Origin of the sequence: Acidicapsa ligni (genome assembly GCF_025685655.1) — a bacterium.
Lineage (GTDB): Bacteria > Acidobacteriota > Terriglobia > Terriglobales > Acidobacteriaceae > Acidicapsa > Acidicapsa ligni.
The window spans coordinates 277,503-300,320 of record NZ_JAGSYG010000002.1; the positions used below are offsets into that span (position 1 = coordinate 277,503).

At 54.5% G+C, this 22,818-nt stretch carries 17 protein-coding genes; 8 read left to right on the forward strand and 9 right to left on the reverse strand.

Annotated elements, in window-relative coordinates; genetic code table 11:
• Positions 1–84: 84 nt before the first annotated feature.
• From OHL19_RS07580 to OHL19_RS07590, 3 genes are all read left to right on the forward strand, one after another.
• Positions 85–858, forward strand: a complete 774-nt coding sequence (locus tag OHL19_RS07580) for an SDR family oxidoreductase (RefSeq protein WP_263357037.1) — start codon at positions 85–87, stop codon at positions 856–858.
• 257 nt (positions 859–1,115) lie between these two features.
• Positions 1,116–2,576, forward strand: coding sequence for a sensor histidine kinase (locus tag OHL19_RS07585; protein WP_263357038.1), 1,461 nt, complete (start codon positions 1,116–1,118; stop codon positions 2,574–2,576).
• Between the two features lie 285 nt (positions 2,577–2,861).
• Positions 2,862–3,389 (forward strand): DUF417 family protein, encoded by a 528-nt coding sequence (locus OHL19_RS07590; protein ID WP_263357039.1) that lies wholly within the window; start codon positions 2,862–2,864, stop codon positions 3,387–3,389.
• Positions 3,390–3,458: 69 nt separating this feature from the next.
• On the opposite strand, the gene OHL19_RS07595 is transcribed toward OHL19_RS07590, so the two are convergent.
• From OHL19_RS07595 to OHL19_RS07605, 3 genes are all read right to left on the reverse strand, one after another.
• The gene (locus OHL19_RS07595; protein WP_263357040.1) at positions 3,459–3,779 is read right to left on the reverse strand and encodes a hypothetical protein; all 321 of its coding nucleotides are present in this window, start codon (positions 3,777–3,779) and stop codon (positions 3,459–3,461) included.
• A 25-nt stretch (positions 3,780–3,804) separates the two neighbouring features.
• Complete coding sequence (locus tag OHL19_RS07600; RefSeq protein WP_263357041.1) at positions 3,805–5,256, reverse strand: dihydrolipoyl dehydrogenase family protein; 1,452 nt, start codon at positions 5,254–5,256, stop codon at positions 3,805–3,807.
• Positions 5,257–5,607: 351 nt separating this feature from the next.
• Positions 5,608–6,498, reverse strand: coding sequence for an SDR family oxidoreductase (locus OHL19_RS07605; RefSeq protein ID WP_263357042.1), 891 nt, complete (start codon positions 6,496–6,498; stop codon positions 5,608–5,610).
• Between the two features lie 118 nt (positions 6,499–6,616).
• Between OHL19_RS07605 and OHL19_RS07610 the strand changes: the two genes are divergently transcribed.
• Entirely contained in the window at positions 6,617–7,234 is a 618-nt protein-coding gene (locus OHL19_RS07610) for a TetR/AcrR family transcriptional regulator (RefSeq protein ID WP_317890549.1), read from the forward strand.
• 30 nt (positions 7,235–7,264) lie between these two features.
• Here the strand turns inward: OHL19_RS07610 and OHL19_RS07615 are convergent, their stop codons facing one another.
• From OHL19_RS07615 to OHL19_RS07635, 5 genes are all read right to left on the reverse strand, one after another.
• A complete protein-coding gene (locus OHL19_RS07615; protein WP_263357043.1) occupies positions 7,265–8,572 on the reverse strand; it encodes an MFS transporter in 1,308 nt (435 codons plus the stop codon).
• A gap of 1 nt (position 8,573) precedes the next feature.
• Entirely contained in the window at positions 8,574–10,574 is a 2,001-nt protein-coding gene (locus tag OHL19_RS07620; protein WP_263357044.1) for an alpha/beta hydrolase family protein, read from the reverse strand.
• Between the two features lie 134 nt (positions 10,575–10,708).
• Positions 10,709–12,160 (reverse strand): Gfo/Idh/MocA family protein, encoded by a 1,452-nt coding sequence (locus OHL19_RS07625; RefSeq protein WP_263357045.1) that lies wholly within the window; start codon positions 12,158–12,160, stop codon positions 10,709–10,711.
• A 14-nt stretch (positions 12,161–12,174) separates the two neighbouring features.
• On the reverse strand, positions 12,175–12,978 hold the full coding sequence (locus OHL19_RS07630; protein WP_263357046.1) for a glucosamine-6-phosphate deaminase: 804 nt from the start codon (positions 12,976–12,978) through the stop codon (positions 12,175–12,177).
• A 94-nt stretch (positions 12,979–13,072) separates the two neighbouring features.
• The gene (locus tag OHL19_RS07635) at positions 13,073–16,393 is read right to left on the reverse strand and encodes a TonB-dependent receptor (RefSeq protein ID WP_263357047.1); all 3,321 of its coding nucleotides are present in this window, start codon (positions 16,391–16,393) and stop codon (positions 13,073–13,075) included.
• A gap of 682 nt (positions 16,394–17,075) precedes the next feature.
• Between OHL19_RS07635 and OHL19_RS07640 the strand changes: the two genes are divergently transcribed.
• The 4 genes from OHL19_RS07640 (at position 17,076) to OHL19_RS07655 (ending at position 21,448) form a co-directional block, all read left to right on the forward strand.
• Positions 17,076–18,152, forward strand: a complete 1,077-nt coding sequence (locus tag OHL19_RS07640) for a LacI family DNA-binding transcriptional regulator (protein ID WP_263357048.1) — start codon at positions 17,076–17,078, stop codon at positions 18,150–18,152.
• 543 nt (positions 18,153–18,695) lie between these two features.
• Entirely contained in the window at positions 18,696–19,484 is a 789-nt protein-coding gene (locus OHL19_RS07645; protein WP_263357049.1) for a hypothetical protein, read from the forward strand.
• 174 nt (positions 19,485–19,658) lie between these two features.
• Complete coding sequence (locus tag OHL19_RS07650; protein WP_263357050.1) at positions 19,659–20,138, forward strand: NIPSNAP family protein; 480 nt, start codon at positions 19,659–19,661, stop codon at positions 20,136–20,138.
• Positions 20,139–20,173: 35 nt separating this feature from the next.
• A complete protein-coding gene (locus OHL19_RS07655) occupies positions 20,174–21,448 on the forward strand; it encodes an SGNH/GDSL hydrolase family protein (protein ID WP_263357051.1) in 1,275 nt (424 codons plus the stop codon).
• 277 nt (positions 21,449–21,725) lie between these two features.
• On the opposite strand, the gene OHL19_RS07660 is transcribed toward OHL19_RS07655, so the two are convergent.
• Positions 21,726–22,757 carry an IS110 family RNA-guided transposase gene (locus OHL19_RS07660; protein WP_263357052.1) on the reverse strand — a complete coding sequence of 344 codons (1,032 nt, stop codon included), beginning with the start codon at positions 22,755–22,757 and terminating at the stop codon, positions 21,726–21,728.
• Positions 22,758–22,818: the final 61 nt, after the last annotated feature.

Genomic DNA, 22,818 nt, shown 5'->3' on the forward strand with positions numbered 1-22,818 from the left:
TTGAGCCGCGAGGGTCGCTGTAAGTCATAGAAACGGTCCTCGCGGATCATCTTAGAGCTACAAGGTCAGTTAAGAAGGATATTCATGGCAGTCAAATCCGTTGCTGTTGTAACCGGCGCAAGTCAGGGAATTGGTCGTGCCACTGCTTTACGGTTAGCGTGTGACTTCTCGGCGGTTGTAGTCGTAGCTCGAAATAAAGATGAATTGGAGAAGACCGCTGCCGCGATCAATTCAGCCGGTGCGGAATCACTTATTTACGCGCTCGATCTACGTGAGCCTCAGTCGCCGGAAGTTATCGTCAATGGAACGCTTAATCGCTTTGGGAGAATTGATGCCCTGGTAAACATTGCTGGCGCGGTGCCACAGATTGATTTGTTTGAGATGACAGATGCGCAGTGGGATGACGGCATGTCACTCAAGCTTCATGGTGCACGTCGCCTCACGGTCCAGGCCTGGGCTGCACTGAAGGCTTCGAGCGGCTCTGTTGTTTTAATCTCTGGAAGCGCGGCACTGGATCCGAAGCCGGGTTTTGCAGCGGTGGCGACCATCAACGCTGCCATCATTGCGCTTGCGAAGGCCTTTGCCGAACAGGGCATCAAAGATGGGGTTCAGGTTAACAGCGTAGTTCCGGGCGCAGTTATGACTGGTCGTCGTCGCTCCTTTATAGGGCACTGGGCTCCGGAGCACGGCATGAGTGTTGAAGAGGCCACGAAGCTGTTTCCTGAAAAAGCCGGTATAGCTCGCTATGGGACACCGGAAGAAATTGCGGACTTGATGGCCTACCTGGTGTCACCTGCAGCAAAGTGGATGACTGGCACCTCTGTGCGCATGGATGGTGGTGAGATCAAAGGTATCTAGTGCTGGAAGATCAAAATCTTCGAATCGCTGCACAGGAGTATTTTGCTTCCGTACATCTGAGGATGTGTGCTTCAACGAAGAGCAACGGTTGAGCACTTGAGTCATTTTCAGGTGGAGTATTTTCAGTCATCCTTACCATCATGGTTCCCTAGTTGGAGTATCCTGAGCATCTAACTTTTTGCAGGGTGCGCTGAGTCACGTAGCGAACCAGATTGCTCAACGTCCAGGCGATGCTGAATCGACAATGAGCAATACCAATGATGGAACAGATGCATTGGAAGGTTGAATCCATGTTCCTTGAGAAGCGCGTTGGAGAGATCGTATCTGCTTTGCGCACTATCGAAGATCTGAAGGGGCTGACCGAAGAGGAGTTCACATGGCTCGCGATCCATGGTACCGAGAGGCTTGGTGACGATGGAGATCTTATTTTTAGCCAGGGAACTCCACCTCATCATCTGATGTTCATCCTCAGTGGCGAGGTACTTGTTCATCGTCACTCATCCAGTCCGGTATCTGTCCTGATTGGGCAAACGGGGCGCATCACAGGCAAGACTCCCTTCTCGCGCATCAAGGCGTGGAACGCGGACGGCAGGTCCTCTGGGAAGACGTGGATACTGGAGCTTCACGACAGCTATTTTTCAGAACTCCTCAATGCAATACCGTCGATGACACAACGAATTGTCCGCGTATTGCTTGATCGGAACCGGGAATATACACGAGCGGAAGAGCAGATCGGTAAGCTGGCCGCTCTGAATAAGCTGGCCGCAAACCTCGCGCACGAGCTAAACAATCCTGCGTCGGCTGCCAAGAGTGCGGCCTCGCAATTACTGAGCATGTCTGACGCCGATCATGAGAAAACTCGGTATCGAGTTGGAATGGCTTTAGGTGCAGAAGACAAACTCAATGCGTACCTAGACTGGCTATCGAAATTACGTTCACAGGTTTCCTTCTCGCGTCACAGTGCGACGGAGAATGCTTTTGCGGAAAGTGCGTTGCTTGAAGACTCACTGACATCCTGGTTGGAATCGAAAGGTTTCGCAGAGGCATGGAAACTTGCCCCGATACTTGTTGAGTCCGGTGTGCCTCTATCTTTACTTCAGGAGCTGGAGCAGCTAGTGCCGACGCAGTCGCTTTGCCTTGTAATCTGCGACGTGCAGGAGACCGTTGCCTCTTACAAGGCGATGCTTTCGGTGGCCGATGCCGCTGACAGGATCTTCCGCCTTGTCACCGCAGTAAAAGACTATTCGTATATGGATCGACAGCCGGTTCAGGATGTCAATATCTCCGCGTCGTTAGATATCGTTCTGAAGCTCACGCAGCCTAAACTGACTGGCATCACAGTCAGACGTTTCTATAGCCCCGATGTACCTTTGCTCAAAGCTTTTGGGAGCGAATTAAATCAAGTTTGGGCAGCGCTTATAGAGAACTCACTGGACGCGATGGCTGGCTCCGGAACACTTACACTGTCGACGAGATTGCAGGGAAACACGGTGCTGGTCGAAGTTACAGATACGGGCCAGGGAATCCCTCCGGAGTGCGCTAACCGGGTCTTTGAACCGTTCTTTACTACGAAGCCTTTCGGGACCGGCCTGGGGCTGAGGCTTGATACGGTCCAGCGAGTTGTTCAAAAGCATTTCGGGTCCGTCGCTTTCGATTCGCAACCAAACAAGACAACTTTCCAGGTGCGATTGCCGATTGATCGGACAGAGGTTTATTGAAGCAGCCGAGTTACATTTATAAGTCCGCGGCCGGTATGGCCGTATAGATTTTGTACCGAGACGAATCGCGCGACTAACATCCGTCAGTGTCGGAAATACGTCGCAACTTCATCAGATAGGTATTCGAGACGAGATGAAGTTTCCCATTGATTCTGGGCGCAGAAGAGAAGTAATTGGATAATCTCCCCGAAAAGAATGGTCGGCTGCGTTTGGCGCTTCGATTGCAAATAAACATTCTGGATTACATTGCGTAGGATTTTACGAAAGCGACGGAAGGTTACAAAAATGAAGATTTCAGAACAAGGTGCAGCTTCTCATGCACAAGCCAAGAGCAGGTTAACTCAATTAGCGGCATGGATAGATGATCGTAATATTTCATTCCTGGTCACCAGTCTGGGCTTGATCGTGATGCTGCTCTGGGCCGGAGCTTATAAGATGACTGCTCCAGGCGCCGAGGGCATCATTCCCCTGGTTTCCAATAGTCCGCTGATCAGTTGGCATTTCAAATTATTCGGACCCTATGTCGGTTCCGATTTGATTGGTCTTACGGAGTGGATCGCGGCTGTATTGTTTGCGATCGGCTATCTGAAGCCCAAGGCTGGTATCTTAGGCGGCTTCGTCGCAACGTTCATGTTCTTTACGACCAGCACGATGATTCTTACTACGCCGGGCACGACGAGAGTGGTTCACGGAATAAGTTACATGAGCTTCCTGGGCCTGTTTCTCTTCAAGGATGTTATCTCTCTCGGAGCGTCTCTTTATCTAATCAGTTATTTTGGAAGAAAAGCCATTCTATCGGAAGACAAAAACTAATCATCAAAGCAGACGGTATTTTGGTAGAGGTTCCGTATGCTTTCGAGCACGAAGCTGGAATGTAACTGATCAGGTTGTGGTGAGTTCAACAGATCGAGCTCGGCTGGGCCGTTCTCCTCTAAATCCGTATAGAGCTGCAAAGCCTAATAGTGTCTGTATCGAGGCGAAGATAGCTAGCGCAGTGCTGAAACCGAATGCGAGAGTCGATACACCATAGGGAATCAGGTAGCCTGCGATGAGCCAACCCAGTTGATAGGCAGGTGCTGCAAACTCCTTCAAAAACGCGGGGAGGAGCGGCGCGACCATGTAGTTGCTATAGAAGATGGCGAACGCGAGAGTTGCCATCACCCAAAGCTGAACCTGATTGTTCAAAGCAAGGGGTTCGATCACGAGTTCCATAGTGTCGGCGTAAACCTTAAGAGATTGCCGGCAGGGTGGGCTCGGAGGAGAACAGGGGAGTTAACCCTTCGACAAGTGTTGGATGTGCCCATATGGCATCGCGGAGTGCGGTATACGGAAGCCCGGCTATCATCGCAGTCTGTACGGATGCCATAATCTCGCCGGCATCGACAGCGAAGGCGGTAAAGCCAAGAATGAGATCGTTGTCGATACCTACTAACGCTTTCAAGAACCCGCGTGTCTCCGAGAGAGTATGAGCTCGCAGCACTCGCTCCATTGGGATTTTGAACAAGCGATAGGCTATGTTTTGCTCTTTGGCTTCCTTCTCCGTCAGCCCGATTCTTGCAAGTTCAGGATCTGTGAAAAGGGTGTAGGGAATTAGGCGCCATGTTGTAACGTGATTGCCGCCTGCGAGGTTGTCGCGGACAACGCGGAAGTCGTCAACACTGACATGTGTGAACTGAGGGGTTCCGGCTACCTCGCCGATGGCCCATACGCCTGGCGCGGTTGTCTCAAGCCGTCCGTTGACCTTGATGTAACCGCGATCATTCAACTCGACCCCAGCCAGATCGAGGCCTATATTTTCTGTGTTTGGACGTCGGCCTGCCGCCACAAGCAGGTGAGTGCCCACGAGAGTTTTTTCTCTTCCTCCCTGGTCGAGAACGACGGTTACCGCAGTGCCTGATCTACCGGAGATATGTTTCACTTTTGCATTCAGAATCGTGTCGATGCCTTCGTATGTGAACAAGCTGGCAAGACCGCTGGTTACATCCTCATCTTCCAAGTGGAGCAAGCGGTCATTTCGATCGATGACGGTGACCTTGCTACCGAACCGGCTCATCGCCTGCGATAGTTCCAGTCCGACATAGCCTCCGCCAATTACGATGAGGTGACCTGGGACCACATCCAGTTCGAGCGCCTCGATGTGTGTTAGTGGTTGTGCATCCGACAGCCCGGGAATTGGTTCCGAAGCAGCTCGCGTACCCGTGCTGACGATCACATTGGTTCCGTGGAGTCGGCGAGTTGTCCCGTCTGGAAGCGTGACTTCAAGAGCTCTCGGCCCGATGAAGCGTCCTGCTCCAAGGATGAACTCAGCCCCAGTCTGCCTGAAGTTTTCGCGATACATGTCATTTAATCCCAATACCATCGAGCGCTTGCGGTTTCGCACCGTGGGCATGTCGATGTCGAAGCTATCTGTCATGGCACCGAACTCTTTGCCTCGACGGAAGTAGGACGCAACCCTTGCACTCTGGACAATGTTCTTGCTGGGGAGACAGGCAATGTTCGGGCATGAGCCGCCTATGTACTTTCGCTCAATCACCGCAACACGCTGTCCTTGAGCAGCGAATGTCCATGCGGCGAGCGTTGCTCCTGTCCCGTCCCCCAGGATGACAAGGTCATAACCTTCCGAAGGGAGACTGTTCGTTGCGATGTTTGACGGAGACTCGATGTTTTCAAGTAAGCCCATGCCACGAATCTATGCAACCGAAGTGCCACTGAGGCTGGAGTCGGTTGATTGAGGCACTTATGCTCTAAGTGTTCTATATACGTCAGTTAAAACAGGAGTTTGATGAAGGAAGTTAAGTATTGCGTGGCAAATTAGCGACTGATTCCTGACAGTGGCGGTCGGCGAACGCAGCGACCGTCACCAGACAGTCGCAGTTCACCCATGATTGGGTTCGCTGGATATGTCTCGTACTCGAAGCTTAGGTCACACAATCTTTTGCGCTCTGGCAGACCACAGCTATGACAGAAAAGTAAGGCCCCGGAGAGATTCTGGGGCCTGATCTTTGAGCCATCCTGGTAGTCAAATCTTTCGTCAGAAGTACTTCATATTGGTCAGATCTTCGATCAAGCCAGGTCCAATCGGCTCCCAACCCAGTGCCTTGCGGGTCCACTCGCTCGAAGCCGGCATATCTGTCCCCGCAAAGTGCGCGAGCCAGCCGAAGTGCTCACCAGCTTTTTCCGGCGTTATGGAAACCACTGGCACCTTCAGCCCTTGTCCGATCGTCTCTGCGATCTCCCGCATGGATACGCCTTCTTCCTGCACCGCGTGATACACCGATACGCCTTCGCCAGTTTTCTCGACAACCAGCCGGTAGAGGTGCGCGACATCATGAAGTTGGGCCGCGGCCCAACGATTGGAGCCATCGCCCACGTACACCGACATGCCCTTCTCACGCGCAGCCTGTGTGACGAGCGGCACCAATCCCTGCTTGCGCGTGTCATGCACCTGCGGCAACCGCACAACCGCCAGATGAAGACCTCGCTCTGCCGCTACCTCGCGTGCGGCTTTTTCCGGCCGCCGCGGGATCGATGGCAAGTCCACCGGCGGGTCGCTCTCCATGCGCAGATGGCCCGGGCCGCCGCTTGCCAGCCCTGTACCTGAGGTGACTACCAACAGCTTGCCCGGCTCAAGCGCCGATCCCAGGGCTTTGATTGCCTTGATTTCGTCTTCGGCATTCTTCGCGAAGTTTTCGAAATCGTGGCTGAACGCCAGGTTCACCACCACATCCATGCCCGCCACGCCGCTGCGGAGGCTGTCCAGATCTGTCAGGTTGCCGCGATGCACTTCCGCGCCTGCTGCCTTCAACTGCTCCGCACCCTCATCGCTGCGTGTGAGCCCACGCACCTGGTGCCCTGCTGCAATCAACTCTTTCACGAACTCTGTTCCAATGAATCCTGTCGCTCCGGTCACAAATACTCGCATAGTCATTCTCCTGTTGTTGGGCGCTCCCTGTGATGATCGCGCCGATTGACTTCTGCGTCTCCGTCGGCTAAAACGGAAACAGTCCCCGGATAATAAGATAAACGGGGATACTCCCCGGTTGCAGAAAATTTTAGCCTTTCGTCCTATGTCCAAAAGCAAGCTTCCGCCATCCCCGCCTGTCCGCAAACCTCGCGCCGACGCGATGCGTAATCGTGAGCGCATCCTTGAGGTAGCTAAGGAAGTTTTTACCCAAGATGGTGCGGCTGCGAGTCTTGACGAGATCGCACGGCAATCCGGCATCGGCAACGCGACGCTGTATCGTCACTTTCCAACTCGTGACGCGCTTATCGAAGCTGTGTACCGCAGTGAGGTTGAAAGACTTGCCGGTGCTGCTGCACGCTTTGCTGCGACACTGCCGCCGCTTGACGCCCTCCGCGCCTGGATGAATCTCTTCATAGACCATGTTGCACACAAGATGCTCATTGTGCCTGCGATGGAAACCGTCGCTGGCGGCTCTTCGCGCCTGATCATGGGGTCACGTGGCCTCATCCGCGCCGCATTCGCCGGCCTCGCCGAACGAGCCATCGCCAATGGCGATCTCCGCCACGATACAGATCCCGATGATCTTATTCGTGCTCTTGTAGGTGTCTTTCACACGGCTTATGAACCCGGCTGGGAGCAAACAGCTCGCCGTCTCGTCGACATTCTCATCGTCGGTTCGCGCCCAACAATTTAACGGGTCAAGCTGCGTCCATTACGCATAGGCCTACGATGCTGTTGGTTCACCAGGTGTGCGAACCAGCAAGATCAGGCATGCTGTTGCAAGCAGAGGCAAGAGCCCAGCCATCATGAATGCGGGAGCATAGGAAAAGCGATCGACCAGAATCCCGACGACAAATGTAAAACCCACACCGACCAGGCCCGCAGCCAGTCCACTCAATCCAGTTACGGTAGCTACGACATCCTGCGGAAACAGATCAGAGGGTAGAGTGAGGCCCATCGTCGACCAGCTCGCATAGCCCCACAGGGCGAAACAAATCAGTGCCAGCGCGGCATACACGCTATGCACACTCACGGCAGGGATGCCCGCAAGGATGGGCAGGCAACTGATGAGGCATACTCCAGTGCGCGCTCGTACGACGGAAATGCCGCGGCGAATGCAGTAGCCGGAGATCAGGCCGCCGGTGAAGTTGCCAAGGTCGGCGGCGATAAACGGCATCCATGCAAAGAGTGCGATGCGCTGCAGGCTAAACCCACGAGCGTCGCTGAGATATTGCGGCAGCCAAAATACGTAGAACCACCAGATGGGGTCGGTCAGCGCGCGTCCGAGAACGATGCCCCAGACATTCCTGTCCCTGAGCAGCTTGATCCAACGTTGAGGGCCACGTACCGGGGAGATCTGGGCAATCTCCTGGCCTGCGCGAATGAATGCAACCTCTTCCTGCGTTACGCGTGGATGGCGGTCGATCGGATGGTACACGCGTAGCCAAACGAACAGCCAGACAAACCCTAGCAACCCGGATGCGACAAAGGCCATTCGCCAGCCAAATTTCAATGCAATGAGGGGTATCGCGAGCGCTGCGACGGCACCTCCGATGCTGGAGCCGCTATCGAAGATTGCTACGGCGAGGCTGCGTTCTTCGCTGGGAAACCACTCGGCGACCGTCTTGCTGGCCCCCGGCCAATTGAAGCCCTCGCCTATTCCCAGAAGAAATCGGAAGGAAGCAAAGCTGAAGACGGACGTTGCGAAGCCGGTGAAGATGTTGACGACAGACCAGAAGACCACGGCGATGGCCAACCCTATACGCGTTCCTACAGCGTCGAGGAAGATGCCGCCTAGAAGCCAGGTCACTGCGTAGGAGAGTTGGAATGCGCCCAGGATTTTAGCCAGGTCGGTGTGCGTTAAATGATATTGAGCGGTGATCATCGGAGCCAGCACGGAAAAGCTCTGGCGGCTGATGTAGTTGGTCACCGTCGAGAAGAACAGCGTCCAGACAATCCACCATCGTACGCGTCCTGAACTGCGGATGCTGGATGGCTTGCGCGTACTCTCGGCAACATTCAATGCACTCATCCTACTTTGTTGCTCCGTCTGCATCCTTTGGCTGGCTCTCGATCTCCGCAATATTTGTGACCTTGGTCGGAGCGGCGATGGTGGTGATCGAGTCGACATCGAAGTACTTATACAGATCGAGACAGAAGAGATCGGGTGCATTGCGAAACGCGACTGGAGTGTCGAGAAGGTAGCGCAGGCTCTTCATCCCATGGTGGGTGGTGATTACATCGAATGCGTTGGGTTCGAGTGCTGCCGCGACCTCCGCTATCACGCTGGAGCGGATGCCGTCAGTCTCGATCTGAATCTGGTTGTGCGCGCCGTTGTCGCGAAGCCAATGGGCAATGCCGAGTAACTGTGATACTTCGAGGCCAAGCGGGCGATCACCGGCACTCGAAACAAGAGTTTCCCAATCTGTTGAATCGGGAGTTTGCGGACGTGTGAAGCCATTGAAGATCAGGTCGAGAGAGAGTACCTGTTCGCCGTGATTGACATGGCGGGAGACTGCTTCGCTGGATGCTTCATAGCCACTGTCGTTGAGAATGATTGTCGCAGGACTGTTGTCTCCTGCGTCGTTGGCCTTGAGCCAGATTCCTGTAGCGCTGAGTCCGTTTGAGAGATCGAACCGATACGATATGGTTCGCATCGCCATATGCTTGGTGGCCGTGATTCTCCATGCGTTCTCTACTGCAACCGGCGAAAAGCGAATCACGTCTTTCAGCTTCTGTCGTTGTGTGATGCTCCACGAGGCACGGTCGCTGCCGGTGGATGGAATCGCTGGCCTGGTGATGTTGGCGGCGAGCTTTCGCGCCAAACCAGTTATGGTGAGGTTGTTGGCTGGAATGCCTGAAGTTAGTTCTTCCGGCGTTCTAATTTCAGTGGAGCTTGGAATCTCTTCGGTGATGGCAGGCAAATGAAATTGCTCGGCGAAGAAGCTATATGCATGCAGACGGTTCACTAACTGATAGTTATGCGTGCCGGGATCGCTGCTTTCATACCAGGCCAACGCGTCGGCCTTGCCGTACAGGTTGAAGTAAGGCTTGATCCTATCGTAGTTATCCGGCTTGACGAGCGCTGCGCGGAAGCAGCAATCATCTTCAGCATTGTGGATCAAAAGTGTTGGGCGTGGCGCACGCATGGCGGTGAGAAAAGTGTAGTCCGAGCCTTGGTTGAGATCGGTGGCGTTTTCTTCGATCTCATCAGCATCGCGCGCATGTGCAATGTTGAACGCGAAGGATCCGAAGCCTGCCACCTCTGCGCTCACTGCAATGCGAGGGTCCGTGGCGCTCAGCACAATCGTTTGCCATCCACCGCCGGACAGGCCGGTCATGCCCAGGCGTGTAGGGTCCACCTGCGGCAAGGAAGCCAGATAATCGAGGCCACGACGCATGCCCAGGTAGAAGAAGCCCAGAGCATTGGAGCCAACCAGATCGAGCGCTGCGGCGTCATCGTGGTCGTCTTCTTTGATACGCATCTCGCCGAAGCCAACCCATCCAAGACTTAGCGCGATAATGCCTCGCTTGGCGAAGTTGATGCTGCGCTTCTGTTCATACTCGGCCGCATTGCCCATCGGCTCATGGCCGATTACGTTCAGGATCGCAGGCACGTGACCCTCGATCTTTTCCGGCACGTAGAGCACGGCAGGCGCGTAGAATCCGGGCACAATCTCGTAACGAAATCTGCTTACGCGATACCCATCGCGTGTTTCTGTGGAGCCCTCCTGCTGAAAGATTGGCGCTGAATGTACCCAGTCGGCGGGCCAGCCATGAAAGGCGATGTCATCGAGAATATGTTTGCGCAGTTGCTGTTGCCGAGCAGTCCAATCGTTCGCATTTGTTGGCGCAGGCAGGGGAGTAATGCGGTGGCTTAGATACTGCTGCAGTTGAAAGGCAGTAACATCCGTTGTCTGCACCGGCTGTGCAAGCAGGCTCTTCAGCGATTCAGCGGTCGTCTGCCCATAGCCGATTCCCGCAATCAAAACACATACGGCCGCAATGGCCATCCCATAGATTCGTCCAGCCACTCTCATTTGCCAGCCCCCATAGAAGGTTCATGATGTATAGCAACCTGGCGGCGAACAATAACATCGCCGCCACAATCAATGCTGTGGATTCGTGTGCCCGAAGATGTGAACGAGCTACGCCCCAGTTCGGATGATCAGACTGGATGGTCCAGAATCTGCTCGTTGTGCGGATCCCAATAGAGTCTCTTGCCGCTCCAGTAGGATTGCGCTGCCATGATGCAGACCAGAGAATGCGAGAAGCCGTGATCCACCGTGGCATTTGGCTGGGTGCGATTTTGCATTGCCTGCAGCCAGTTCGTCAGATGAACCACATCATCGTCGTTGGGGCCGAGTGAATCTGGTGGAGGGGCGCCAGGAACTTTGAGAATTTCGCCACGATCTTTTGCAGGGCCGACAATCGGGACACTGTTGTAGACCGGGCCGGCATCCTGTGGATCGAACTCCTGCCGTCCACCTTCCTGCGTGACCCAAAACAGAGATGCACCTTCGCCGCCATAGTTTTCAATGGTGCCATCGCGACCCTGAATCCTGGAGAAACTTCTATAACTGTTCCCGAAGATCGTCTTATAGGTGTAGAGAAATCCTTTCGGATAGGTGATTGCAGTAACGCATGTATCGGGATTTTCTCGCCCATCTTTCCACGTGAAAATTCCGCCGTTGGACACTACGCTTTCCGGATACGCCTGGTCTGTCCAAAGATGAACCATATCGCTGCCGTGGCTGAGCCATTGATCGAAGATTCCTGAAGAGAAATCCTTGTAGAGGCGGAACTCGAGATACACATGCGGGTCGAACGGACGATCTGGTTTGCCGAGCAGCCAGCGCTTCCAGTCGGTATCTTCTTCGCGAAGCATCGATGTCCTGCCATAGAGCCATTGCTTCCACTCGACGTGGATGTCCATCAGCATCTCTCGATTGAGGCCGGTATCCTCGGGCTTGAATCGCCATCGTCCTTCGTTCACATTCCATTCCTGCTCGATGTGGACCACATCGCCGATTCGTCCTGCGCGAATGAGATCCCTCACTGCCAGCGGGTAGGGCTGGCTGCGATGCTGCGTGCCCATCTGCACGATCTGCTTCGATTGCTTAACCGCATTACGCGCCTCGATGGCCTCGGACAACACGTTGGCAAACGGCTTCTCGACGTAACAGTCTTTGCCTGCCTTCACCACTTCGGTGCATAGCTTGGCATGTTGAAAGTCACCGGTTGCAATCATGACGCCATCAATATCCTTGAGCGCCAGCATCTCCTCGGAGTACTTAAACTTCTGCGGCTCCAGGTTGAAAGCCTTCTTTACCTGCGCCGCCCGATGTTCGCGCGCTTCGCTCCACAAGTCACAGACCGCGACGGTTTCGACGGGCATCTGCTTAGAGGCAAGCTGCACCATGCGCACATGTCCTTCGCTACGGTCGCCGCATCCAAGTTGAGCCAACCGAATGCGATCATTGGCGCCCAGAACGCGTGCGTACGACTTGGCGGTGAGTCCTGTCGCGAGGACTGCACCGCCTGCCTGTTTTACGAACGTACGACGGTCGATTCCCGGCTTGCTCTCTTCAGCCATTGCATTCTCTCCCATCTCAGCCATTGCCTGCTGCTCGATCATTTCGTTGACAGATGTACATCGCTCAATTCGGATGCGGACTCGGCATCCAGATAGATCGTGACGTCCGGATGCGTGCGAAGAAGCGTCGAGGGGCAGTCCGTCGTAATTGGATCTTCGAGTGTACGCCGGACTGCAGTAGCCTTGCGGATGCCGGGGACTGAAGCAATCAGCTTTGGCACTCGGAACAACGTGGGAATGGTAAGCGTGAGAGCCTGCTGCGGTACTTCATCCAGGCTGGCGAACCACCCCTCCGACACTTGTTGCTGCTGGCACGCATTGTCCAGAGTTACCACCTTCATGGGCAGAGGATCGTAGAAATCGGCCTCGGATGGGTCGTTGAATGCCAGGTGCCCATTCTCGCCGATTCCGAGCAGGCAAAGCTGCGGATTCATAGCTTCAAGAATGTGAGCATATTCCTGTTCATACTTTTCGATGTCCGCGGCATTGCCATCGATCTCGAAGAACCTGCGCATCGCCACACGGCTAGTCAACTTTTCGCGCAGATAATGGCGAAAGGATGCAGGATGATTTTCGCTCAGACCTACATACTCATCCAGATGAAAGCCCAGCACATTCTGCCAGGGCAGGCCGGGAATCGATGTTAGCACTTCGAGGGTGTCCAGTTGTGAAGCGCCGGTGGCAAAGATCACGGCTATCTCTTTGCCCAGCCGGTCGAGGCGGCGAAGCTCTTCTGCTGCTGCTTGTGCTGCGGCTTCGCCGGCAGCTTTTCCGTTGCGATGAATCTCCAACTTAATAGTTCCTGCGTTGAAGCGTGTGACATCCTGACTTGGTGAATTCATATATCCTTTCCTGCAAATGTTCTAAGCGGATAGTTATACGGTGAGCGAATCAGGGGGAGATGATTCGCATAAGAGTGCAAATGTGGTGGTCGGATCAGAAGAGTATCTTGAGCGAGAACTGCATGATACGCGGGCTCAAGGAGGAGGTTAGCTGTCCAAAGGCGCTGTCGGTCAGGCCCGAATCCGGCATGCCGAAATTGACGTTGTTGAAGGCGTTATAGAATTCGGCTCGGAATTGTGCCGATATGCCTTCCTTGATCGGGGTGTTCTTAAGCAAGGCCACGTCGGCATCGAAATATCGCGGTCCGCGCAGCACGTTCTTGCCGGAGTTTCCAAACGTTCCAATTGCATTTGCTGTAAAGGCGCTGGTGTTGAACCACTGCTGCACCAGTTGGGTGTGAGGCCGTCCTGTACTGAGAATTGCTTTGCCGATGGTTGGCACAGTGAGGTCGGCGCGATCGTTGCCGATTCCGCTGAAGGCATTGTCGTCGTCGGCGTAGATGGTGAATGGGAAGCCGCTCAGCTCAGTCGCGATTCCACTCAGCTCCCACCCATTGACCAGTCTTCCCAGAGCTCCTGTCAGATTTGCGGTCGGAGGCCGGTAGCTTCCCGATAGTTTGAAGGTCTTGCTGATATCTCCCGTGTCGGGGCCATAGTCGAAGAAGCGGCCACAGGTACAGGTATTGCTGCCGGTTGGATTCTGATGACCGCCTGAGCCTCCGGGTCCAAAATCATCCAGCGTCTTGGCCCATGTGAAATTTGAGAGGAAGGCAAAGCCTTGCGAGAAGCGTTTCTCCAGCGTCAACTGAAGCGCGTTGTAGTTGCTGTGTACTTCTGAATCGAGTTCATACAGCGGGCCGAAGTTCGGATAAGGGCGGCGTTGCTGCGTGTTTGCCTCTGTGGATTGGCCCGGAATATAGGTGGCGGGATTCATGGCCAGCAACCCGGCCTCCTGATCGCCGGTTCCATTCAGGTGCGTGCCCTCGCTGCCCATGTAGGCCACGCGAGCCAGCCAGCTTTGGCCGAAGCCGTGTTCCAGCGTCAGGTTTTGAGTAAGCACCATGGGAAGACGGAAGTGCAAAGAGAAATAAGGATAGAGGGAGATGTCCTGCGGGAAGGTTGCGTTTGGCCCTGGATTGGACGGCCCGAACTCTGCGGGGAAGGGATTGGCGATGCCCGCGCTTCCGTATGGGTCGGATAGGTTCACATCCGTCAGACTTACGATCGGAGCGAAGGGCGGAATGCCCACTACATCCTGAAATGCGACTGTGTTGGGCGATTCGTAGTAATAGCCGGCTCCGCCGCGCAGACTGGTCTTTCCATCCTGCGTAACTTTCAGCGCGAAGCCTAAACGCGGTCCGAAGTTCCAGGCATTATCGTCCATAGACGATTTGGGGCAGCCTGCGTCATGATGGCTGCCGCCGAAGAGCAGCCCGGCAGGCGCATTGGGAAAGCGCGTCGACTGCGCACCTGGCTGGAAGCAAGCAACACGTCCTTCGCTATCCGTGTAAGGAATGAAGGGATCCCAACGGAAGCCAGCGCTGATCGTAAGCCGAGAGTTGGCTCGCCAATCGTCCTGAACAAAGGCGCTCCAGTTGATACCGGTGAAGTTCAGATAGAGCCCGCCACCCTGATTCAGGGACGACAGAGCGCCGAGCAGGAAATCGGCCGTGTTGTCGCCTGAGAGACTGTTGGAGAATCCGAAGCTGCCATCTTCGGAGTACTCGTTCTGCATGGGGGTGTGAATGCGCAATGCTTCGCCGCCGAACTGGATTGCGTGCTTACCGCGAATCAGCGTAGCGGTTTCGCGCAGGGATTCGTCACCGCGCGTGAAGTTGCCGTAATGGCTGCCGTCAATGGCAAAGCCGCCGGATACGCTGAAGTCGATTCCGGGTCCCACACCTCCTCCGGAACTTGGAGGTTGGGCGATGTTTACTCCTGCCTGGTTCATGTTGAACGGGATGTTGGAGAGACTCTTGCCCACCTGGCTGGTGTAACCGAAATAACTGCTCATGAAGAAAGTGGGACTGATCGTATAAAGATCGACTACTCCCACGTTCTTGAGTGTCAGCTTCTGGGCGGGATTGGTATCGATTTCGAGCACGTTGCCGGAGGGCGGCGAAAAGATGGGGACGTTGAAGTCGGTTTCGAAATAGCGGGCGCTCAGGTGATGCTTGCCTACGTTGTAGTCCACCTTGGCCAGATACTCATTCGTATTCTGCACCAGGGGAGATCCGTTGAACGTCAGTTGTCGGCCGGGGCCATTGGGAAGAGGAATATGCTGCAACAGGTAGTTGGCGACCGGACTCAGACGGGACAGAGGAATCTGATTGTTGGCAAAGGGCGTTCCTGTTACGGGGTCGACTAACTGCGTGCCTGGTAACAAGTCAGAGAAGTCGCCTTGACGTTCGGCAAGCGTAGGCACAAATTGCACCTGGCCGTTATTGGTCGTGCTGGTTCGCGTGCCCTGGTACGATCCGAAATAAAATAGCCTGTTCTTCAGAATCGGACCGCCGATGCTGCCACCGAACTGATTTTGCTTCAATGGATCGGGCGACGTCGCGAAGTAGTTGCTCGCATCCAGAGCATAGTTGCGCAGGTATTCGAATGCGCTCCCATGAATCTTGTCCGTTCCGGATTTGCTCACGACATTGACGATCCCGCCAATCGCATTTCCATACGCCGCACTCATATTGTTGGTGTCGACATTGAACTCCTGCACCGCGTCTGGATTGGGGAAGGGCAGATTGGCATTGATATACGGGTCGTTGAAATCTACGCCATCCAGCAGGTAGGAGACGCCGTTGGCTCCGCCGCCGTTGACCTTGGCATATTGCTCGCCTGGAAATGTGCCGCCTTCGCAACTCGCACCACAATTTTGCGTGCTGACATTGGTCGCACCGGGGATGAGAAAGACGAGTTGCTGCACCTGGCGCCCATTCAGGGGCAGGGAAGAAACATTCTGCTGGTTGATAAGCTGGCCTACGGTCGCAGACTCCGTTGTCACCAGGGATGCATCGGCGGTCACCGTCACCTGATCGCTCGCCGAACCCACCTGCAATTCGAAGTCGCTGGTTGCCGCCTGGCCGACCGCCAATACGATTCCCTTCTGCACGTAGGAAGAGTAACCCGCCATGCTAACGGTGATGTTGTAACTGCCCACCGGCAGACTGGGCAAGAGATACTGGCCAGAAGTCCCGGTCTTCACCGTCTGCTTATAGCCGGTCTGCACTTCCTGTGCCATTACGACGGCGCCTACAAGGGCTGCGCCGGACTTATCCAGAACTGTGCCGCTAAGGCGGGCTGTGGTGTACTGGGCCGTCGCGTGGATACTGCACAGAAACATCACGACGAGCACTGCGACAGTCATAGAAATGAAACCAGTAGAAAGCCGGTTTTTGTTGATCGCTATCATCTTTGCCTCCGAAGGATATGTTTCCTGCAAGTTCTTACTGCTTTCGCCACAGTCATCAGCGAGCGGTGAGACAAAAGCTCTCCCTGCGCGCAGGCGTACTGCTTTGCGCGTCAACAATTACGTCAAATGACCTAATGCCCGGCGGGCTGGATTTCAGCACCGCTTATTCGGTCGATGGATATGGATCTGCGATGAGTATGAAAACGAAAACTGCGTCCCGGGAGATGGGAAATTAGTGCGTGGAGTCTTGCAATGAACGGAGATTAGCACGGAAAATTACAGAATTGCAATGAAATATTTTCTTAATTGTAAGAAATTTTTCTCAAATATTTCTTACTCAGTCCCGACGTTCAAGGCAAAGGAAAACTATTATCCTGGAATCTTTCATTCCCACAATCCGTTTGCGGATTGTTCCTTCAACTTGTAAAGCATTCTTTTAATTCATCTTATCGGATAATTTCATTGCGTCCGCAGAGGCTTACTGACAATTCGCTTGAGGCCGACGGGACCGGGATGAGGCAATCATTGCCTGTCGTGAAAATTTTCTGTATGGTGGAGGCTGCAGTGTTGAGTGCGTCCGAAACGGTGGATTTTACCCGTGCTTGTATCCGGATGGTTGGGTATGGGAGAAAAATCGGCCGAGTCGAATCGAAATGAGACCGTTGCAGGGATACAGACCTGAATGACTGATAAAGATTCCCGAAAAAGCAAATTAGGTCTCAAGGAGATTGCCTCTACTGCGCAGGTCAGCATCGCTACCGTCTCCCGCGTTCTAAATGGAAGCAATCGCGTCGATCCTGCCATTCGCAAAAGCGTGCTGGCTGCAGCCGCAGAACTAGACATCGACCTGACGGAACGAAACAAGACCAAGGCCCTGGCGTTTTTGCTCAGCAACCGGCCTACCCAGCACGTTTTCCACTCGAATATTCTTCTTGGCGCCGAAGCTTATTGTGGTTCAAGCGGGTGGGAACTGGTCTTTCAATCCTCGCATTATCCGAATCAGATTCCGGGAAAAGAGCTCCACTTGCCGAAGGTAGTGCAGCGCCGGGACATCGTGCGCGGCGTGATTCTGGCGGGCACGAACTCTCCCAATCTACTTGAATTGCTGACCTCGCAACGGATTCCCTTTGTCGTGCTGGGCAACAACGTGATGGGCGAGCTGGAGCAGCCTCAATACGATGTAGTTTTCTCGGACGACATTTGCGGCGGACAGGATATGACCCGCTACCTGATCAGCCTGGGGCATCGTCACATCTGGTTTGTGGGCAATATTCGACTTCCCTGGTTTGCGCGCTGCTACGAAGGTTATTGCCGGGCTATGGATGAGGCTGGATTGCAAGCCCGCTTCAGCACCATCGACTCGGAAGATGAAACCGACATTGGATATCTGGGCACCAAGTCGCTCCTCGCCAAAGGCGAGCCGGTGACTGCCATCTTCGCCGGTAACGACCCCACGGCGCATGGTGTCTATAAAGCGCTACGCGATAGCGGCCGGGAGATTCCGGACGATGTTAGCGTGGTGGGCTGTGACGATACTGTCGGGTGCTGGTTGTATCCTGCCCTGACAACTATCCGGGAGTTCCCTGAACAACTGGGCAGGAAGATGGTTGAATTGCTCATCAATCGGATTCTCGATCCGAATCAAGACCGGCAGCAGGTGATTCTTCCTACTGAGATCGTCAAGCGGGATTCGTGCCGTCCAATTTCCCCCACTGAAAATGTTTCCGCAGAGCCCCGTCTTCAGGACACGATGATTTAGATTTAGGCTGCATCAACCCTAGAGTTCCCCTGCCAAGCGGTGTCTATGAAGGCGCCAAGGCCTCATTCTTACCCTCTTCGCTTCAACTCGTCCACCGCCAGTCGTCATCGTGGCGAACAGCAGATACGAGTGCGTCTGCCATGCGACGGGGATCTCCATTGTTTAGCTCGTGTACGAGTTAAGACCGAGTGAAGACTGGAGGTTCGCGATAAATCCTCTTGCTACTCATCTCCCGCATTCTTTCGTGTCTCGGTAGACTAACGCAGAAAAGATACCTTTCCGTTCTGTGGCGTGGTGAAACTGGCAACCGGTCACGGTGATCTCGCGAGCGCTTTCGGTCGGAGACTTTCCGGCCCGTCGTCACTTCCACCGCGCTGACTGTTAATTGCAAGGTCCGCCCAGCGGAGGAATTACTGACGATGACGGCGTTTATCGGTACTTACTTTTAGGACACACGACTCCGCGTCATTAGCGGCTCGTCGCATCGTATATTCACGAGCTTTTGAGAACGGCGCACGCTATCGTATTCTTCCGAGTATGCGTTTGAAGGCTTTACTTCCCATGATGGCAACGCTGCTTTCTGCGGTTTGTTACGGGCAGGTAGTCTCCAATGGAGACAGGCAGATTGTTAGCTCGGCTCGTGCTCGGTACTACAACCTTGAGGCAGCTGGGTTCCAATCACTCTCCTGTGCTGTGAATTTTGATTTCTCTACAGTACCCCAGATACCTTCGGCCAATGACGAAGCTACGCGGAAGCTCATTCAGCAAACGAGCTTCAGTTTGACCCTAGACAGAAATGGCCCAAGGGTTGAGCACAAATTTCCCGCCGGTTCACCAGAAGCGGCAAAGCAACAGGCGGCACCAGCCACCAATCTTCTGACTTCGCTAATTGGAGGCATCTTTCAGACGTGGCCTACAAAAGGCTTGCACGGTCCCATTCCACCATTTGACTCTCAGATAGCAAGCGTCGCTCGAACGCCTGACGGCTACCTTTTTGGTCTCAGGGTGCCCGGGGCACCTATTCAAGTCTCGACGGACAAAAATTATCTAGTGACGACGATCACTAGCATTGGCGGAAAGATCACAGAGCATCCTGACTACGCGCCTAGCCCCGATGGGATGGTGTTTGTCGGAAACGATGCAACAGACGACTCTGAGCCCTATGGGCAAGTTGCAGTAAAGTACGAACTTGGCCTCTCCGTCATCAATGGACTGAGGTTGCCAACGTCTGTAAGGCTGCGAGTGAACGAAAACATCGATGTGAAGTTTGTTCTGGCAGACTGTTCAGTTAAAAAAGCGATGGTCGTGCCTGTTCTTCCTCCACCGTCTTGATAGGGCGGTTAGAGGCCTTCATCTCTTGAAAGGATGGATACGATTAGCGTCGACGCCCGTTTCACTATTCCTCATAAGTCTACTTATCGTCAATCATCGGCCAACCGACGGGAACGGCGTTTATCGTTACTTGAGGCTCAATTTCTCAGAAGGTGTACGACCGGGGATTTTAATGTGAATAAGATAAACGTTTCGGTGCGCCATTGGTGCGCTACTGTGCTTCGTTTCGTGTCCGTGGCATCTCTTTTCTTCCTTGCGGGGATGGCGTTCCAATCCAACCGTTCGAGTGCTCATTCCGTCGAGGCCGCTTCAACACATCTTTACGAGCTCATGGTGTACCACGCACTTCCGGGCAAAGCATCAGACCTCGAATCTGTCTTTAAGGGCGTTTCCGGACTGCAAGACAAACATGGCTTGAGAGCTGTTGGCTATTGGATTCCGAAGTCCGAAGATCCTGCATGGCAGAACACCTTTGTGTATCTGCTGGATCACTCAGACCGTGAGTCTGCAGAGAAGAACTGGCAGGCTCTCCATGCCGATCCTCTCTTTACTCCCTTCCGTCAAGCTGCTATCCCGCTGATCCGCCAAAAAGATGGCGAATATTTAGTGGACGAGGTGTACATGAGCCCCACATCGTACTCCGCATCGAAATGAAGATCAGCCGTCGAACCTTCTTTTCCAGTCAAAGCATGACTCTGGCAAGGGCAGCGGCAGCGGCTTTGCTCGTGTTGAACACATATTCAGCTACCTGTCAGCATCGCGATTGGATCGCGACCTGGACGGCAAGTCCTGAAGCCGCGGACCCCGATCCTGACGATGCGTTGCTCAATCTGAACGACCAGACGGTCAGAGAGCGAGCGCGCGTCTCCGTCGGCGGTCGGCAAGTCCGAATTGTGCTTTCCAATGAATATGGAAGCGCTCCGCTCATGTTGGGCCGTGTCAGTGTTGGCATTGCACGCAACAAAGCTGCAGTAGTCTCCAGATCGCTTCGAGGAGTCACATTCGATGGCAAAGACAAAATCAGTATCGCGGCAGGAGCGACCGCAACGAGTGACCCCGTGGACCTGCGCGTGGAGAGTGACACAGAACTTGTCGTCAGTCTGTACATTCCTGAGCCGGTTATAGGGGTTACCTGGCATTCGCTGGCCATGAAGCAGGCAGCCATCTCGAAGCATGGCGATCACACGCGGGATACGATTGTGGAGACGAACAAAACTTCCGATAGTTCGGTCTTTCTCAAACAGGTATTGGTTCCCAGCCACCCACGACTAAAAGTTATTGTTGCGTTTGGCGACTCGATCGTCGACGGCGATAAAAGCACTCCCGAAGAGGACAATGGCTGGCCGCACGACCTGTTCAAGCGGCTTCTTGCGAGCGGCGACATGCATTACTCGGTAGTCAATGAGGGCATCGCCGGTAACCGGCTTTTGAAAGACGGCCCCTTCGCTAGTCTTGGCGCCTCCGGTCTCTCTCGCTTTCAGCGGGATGCCCTGGATGTGCCGGGCGTTACAGATATCGTGCTCTTGGAAGGTACTAACGACATTGGATTTCCAGAGGCGAAACTACATGACCTCCTTCTAGCCCCCGCTAAGGACGCCCCGACAGCGGAAGACATCATCCGTGCGTACAGGCAGATCATTGCAGAATCACATGCTCGGGGAATCCGGGTGATCGGTTGCACCATCATGCCAACAGAAGGTGCCGCCATTGCCAACTATCATACGGACACCAAGGAGCATACTCGCCAAGCTATCAATGATTGGATTCGGACCAGCAGAGCGTTCGATGCAGTGATCGATTTCGATGCTGTAATGCGCGACCCGGAGCAACCGATCCGCTTGAATCCGCGTTTTGCATCTGACGACCATCTTCATCCAAATGCTATGGGCTATCAAAAGATGGCGGACGCTATCGACCTTTCCCTGTTGAGACGAGGCGGAAGAAGTATCGCGGCGGATAGGTAACGATAATGTATGGTCCGCCGCAGGACTGCAAGGGAAAAGCTGCGAGCGAGAAGACGAGTCTGCGGCAATGTATTCGGCCTTTGGTTGGAGATATCTCTCCTGGCCATGATGAGTTCCGCTGCGTGCCTGTCCTTATAAGTCGGTCGGTCGTTGGAGACCATTCTCGGTACCAGGTTGAAGGCACGCCGTTGTGACTGTTCTTTCGTCGTTGCTGTTCCTGTGCAGACTTCGGTGGGTAAGCTCTAAATCTGTCGGTGTAGCGCCGTTACCGGCCCGTTCAAACTACTGAGACGCTCGGTTGTGGCCTGTAGTCTTGTCCGCTCGATAGAACGGCCCATGCGATGCGTGCCAGCTTGTTCGCCATGGCAACCACGACGACGTTCTTAGGCGCTCTGGCGTCCAATCGATCCAGCCAGGGTCCGATGGGCGCTCGATCTCGCTTGATCCTCAACACCGCAGCTCGTGCGCCATGGATCAGAACCTTGCGCAGATAGACGTTGCCCCGCTTGCTGATGCCGAGCAGCTTCGCCTTGCCTCCGGTGGAATACTGCCGGGGTACGACACCGAGCCATGCAGCGAAATCTCGTCCTTTACGGAAAGCAGTTCCGTTGCCGATAGCCGCCACAATGGCTGTTGCCACGATCGGCCCGATGCCCGGAATCTGACGGATGCGAGTGCAACCCGCGTCTGCATCGGAGATGCGCTCCAACTGCTTGGTAAGTTCCAAGACCTGCAGTTCAACCGTCTTCCACTCACTCCACAGCATGTCGATGAGGTGGCGCATCTGCGGTGTCAGATCTGCTTCTGCGTTCTCGAGGATGTCTGCCATGGCGGCCTTGAGCTTCGCTGGCGTCTGGGCAAACACCATCCCGCGTTCGAGCAGGAAGGCCCTCAACTGGTTGATGACGGCCGTGCGTCGCGAGATCAGCCGGTCGCGCACGCGGTGGATCGCCTGAAGGTCTAGCTGGTCGTCCGTCTTGATCGGAACGAACCGCATGTTCTTGCGTTCGACGGCTTCAGCGATGGCCTCGGCGTCCACGAAGTCGTTCTTGTTGGACTTCACGAAGGGCTTCACAAACTGCGCAGGAATCAGGCGCACATCGTGGCCTTGCTTCCGCAAGGCCCTCCCGAGAAAGTGCGCTCCGGAACAAGCTTCCAGACCGATCAGAGAAGTCTGCATGTTCGCCGTGTATGTCAGCAACTGGCGTTGTGTGAACTTCTTCTTCACAAGCACCTTGCCCGCTGCGCCGAGCGCCACAAGGTGAAAGGTAGTCTTGCCCAGGTCGATGCCAACGGAATGTATCTGCATAGCGATGATCCTCCTTGTCAGAAGCTGCTTCTACGATCCTCCTGCTCACGCAGGAGAATCA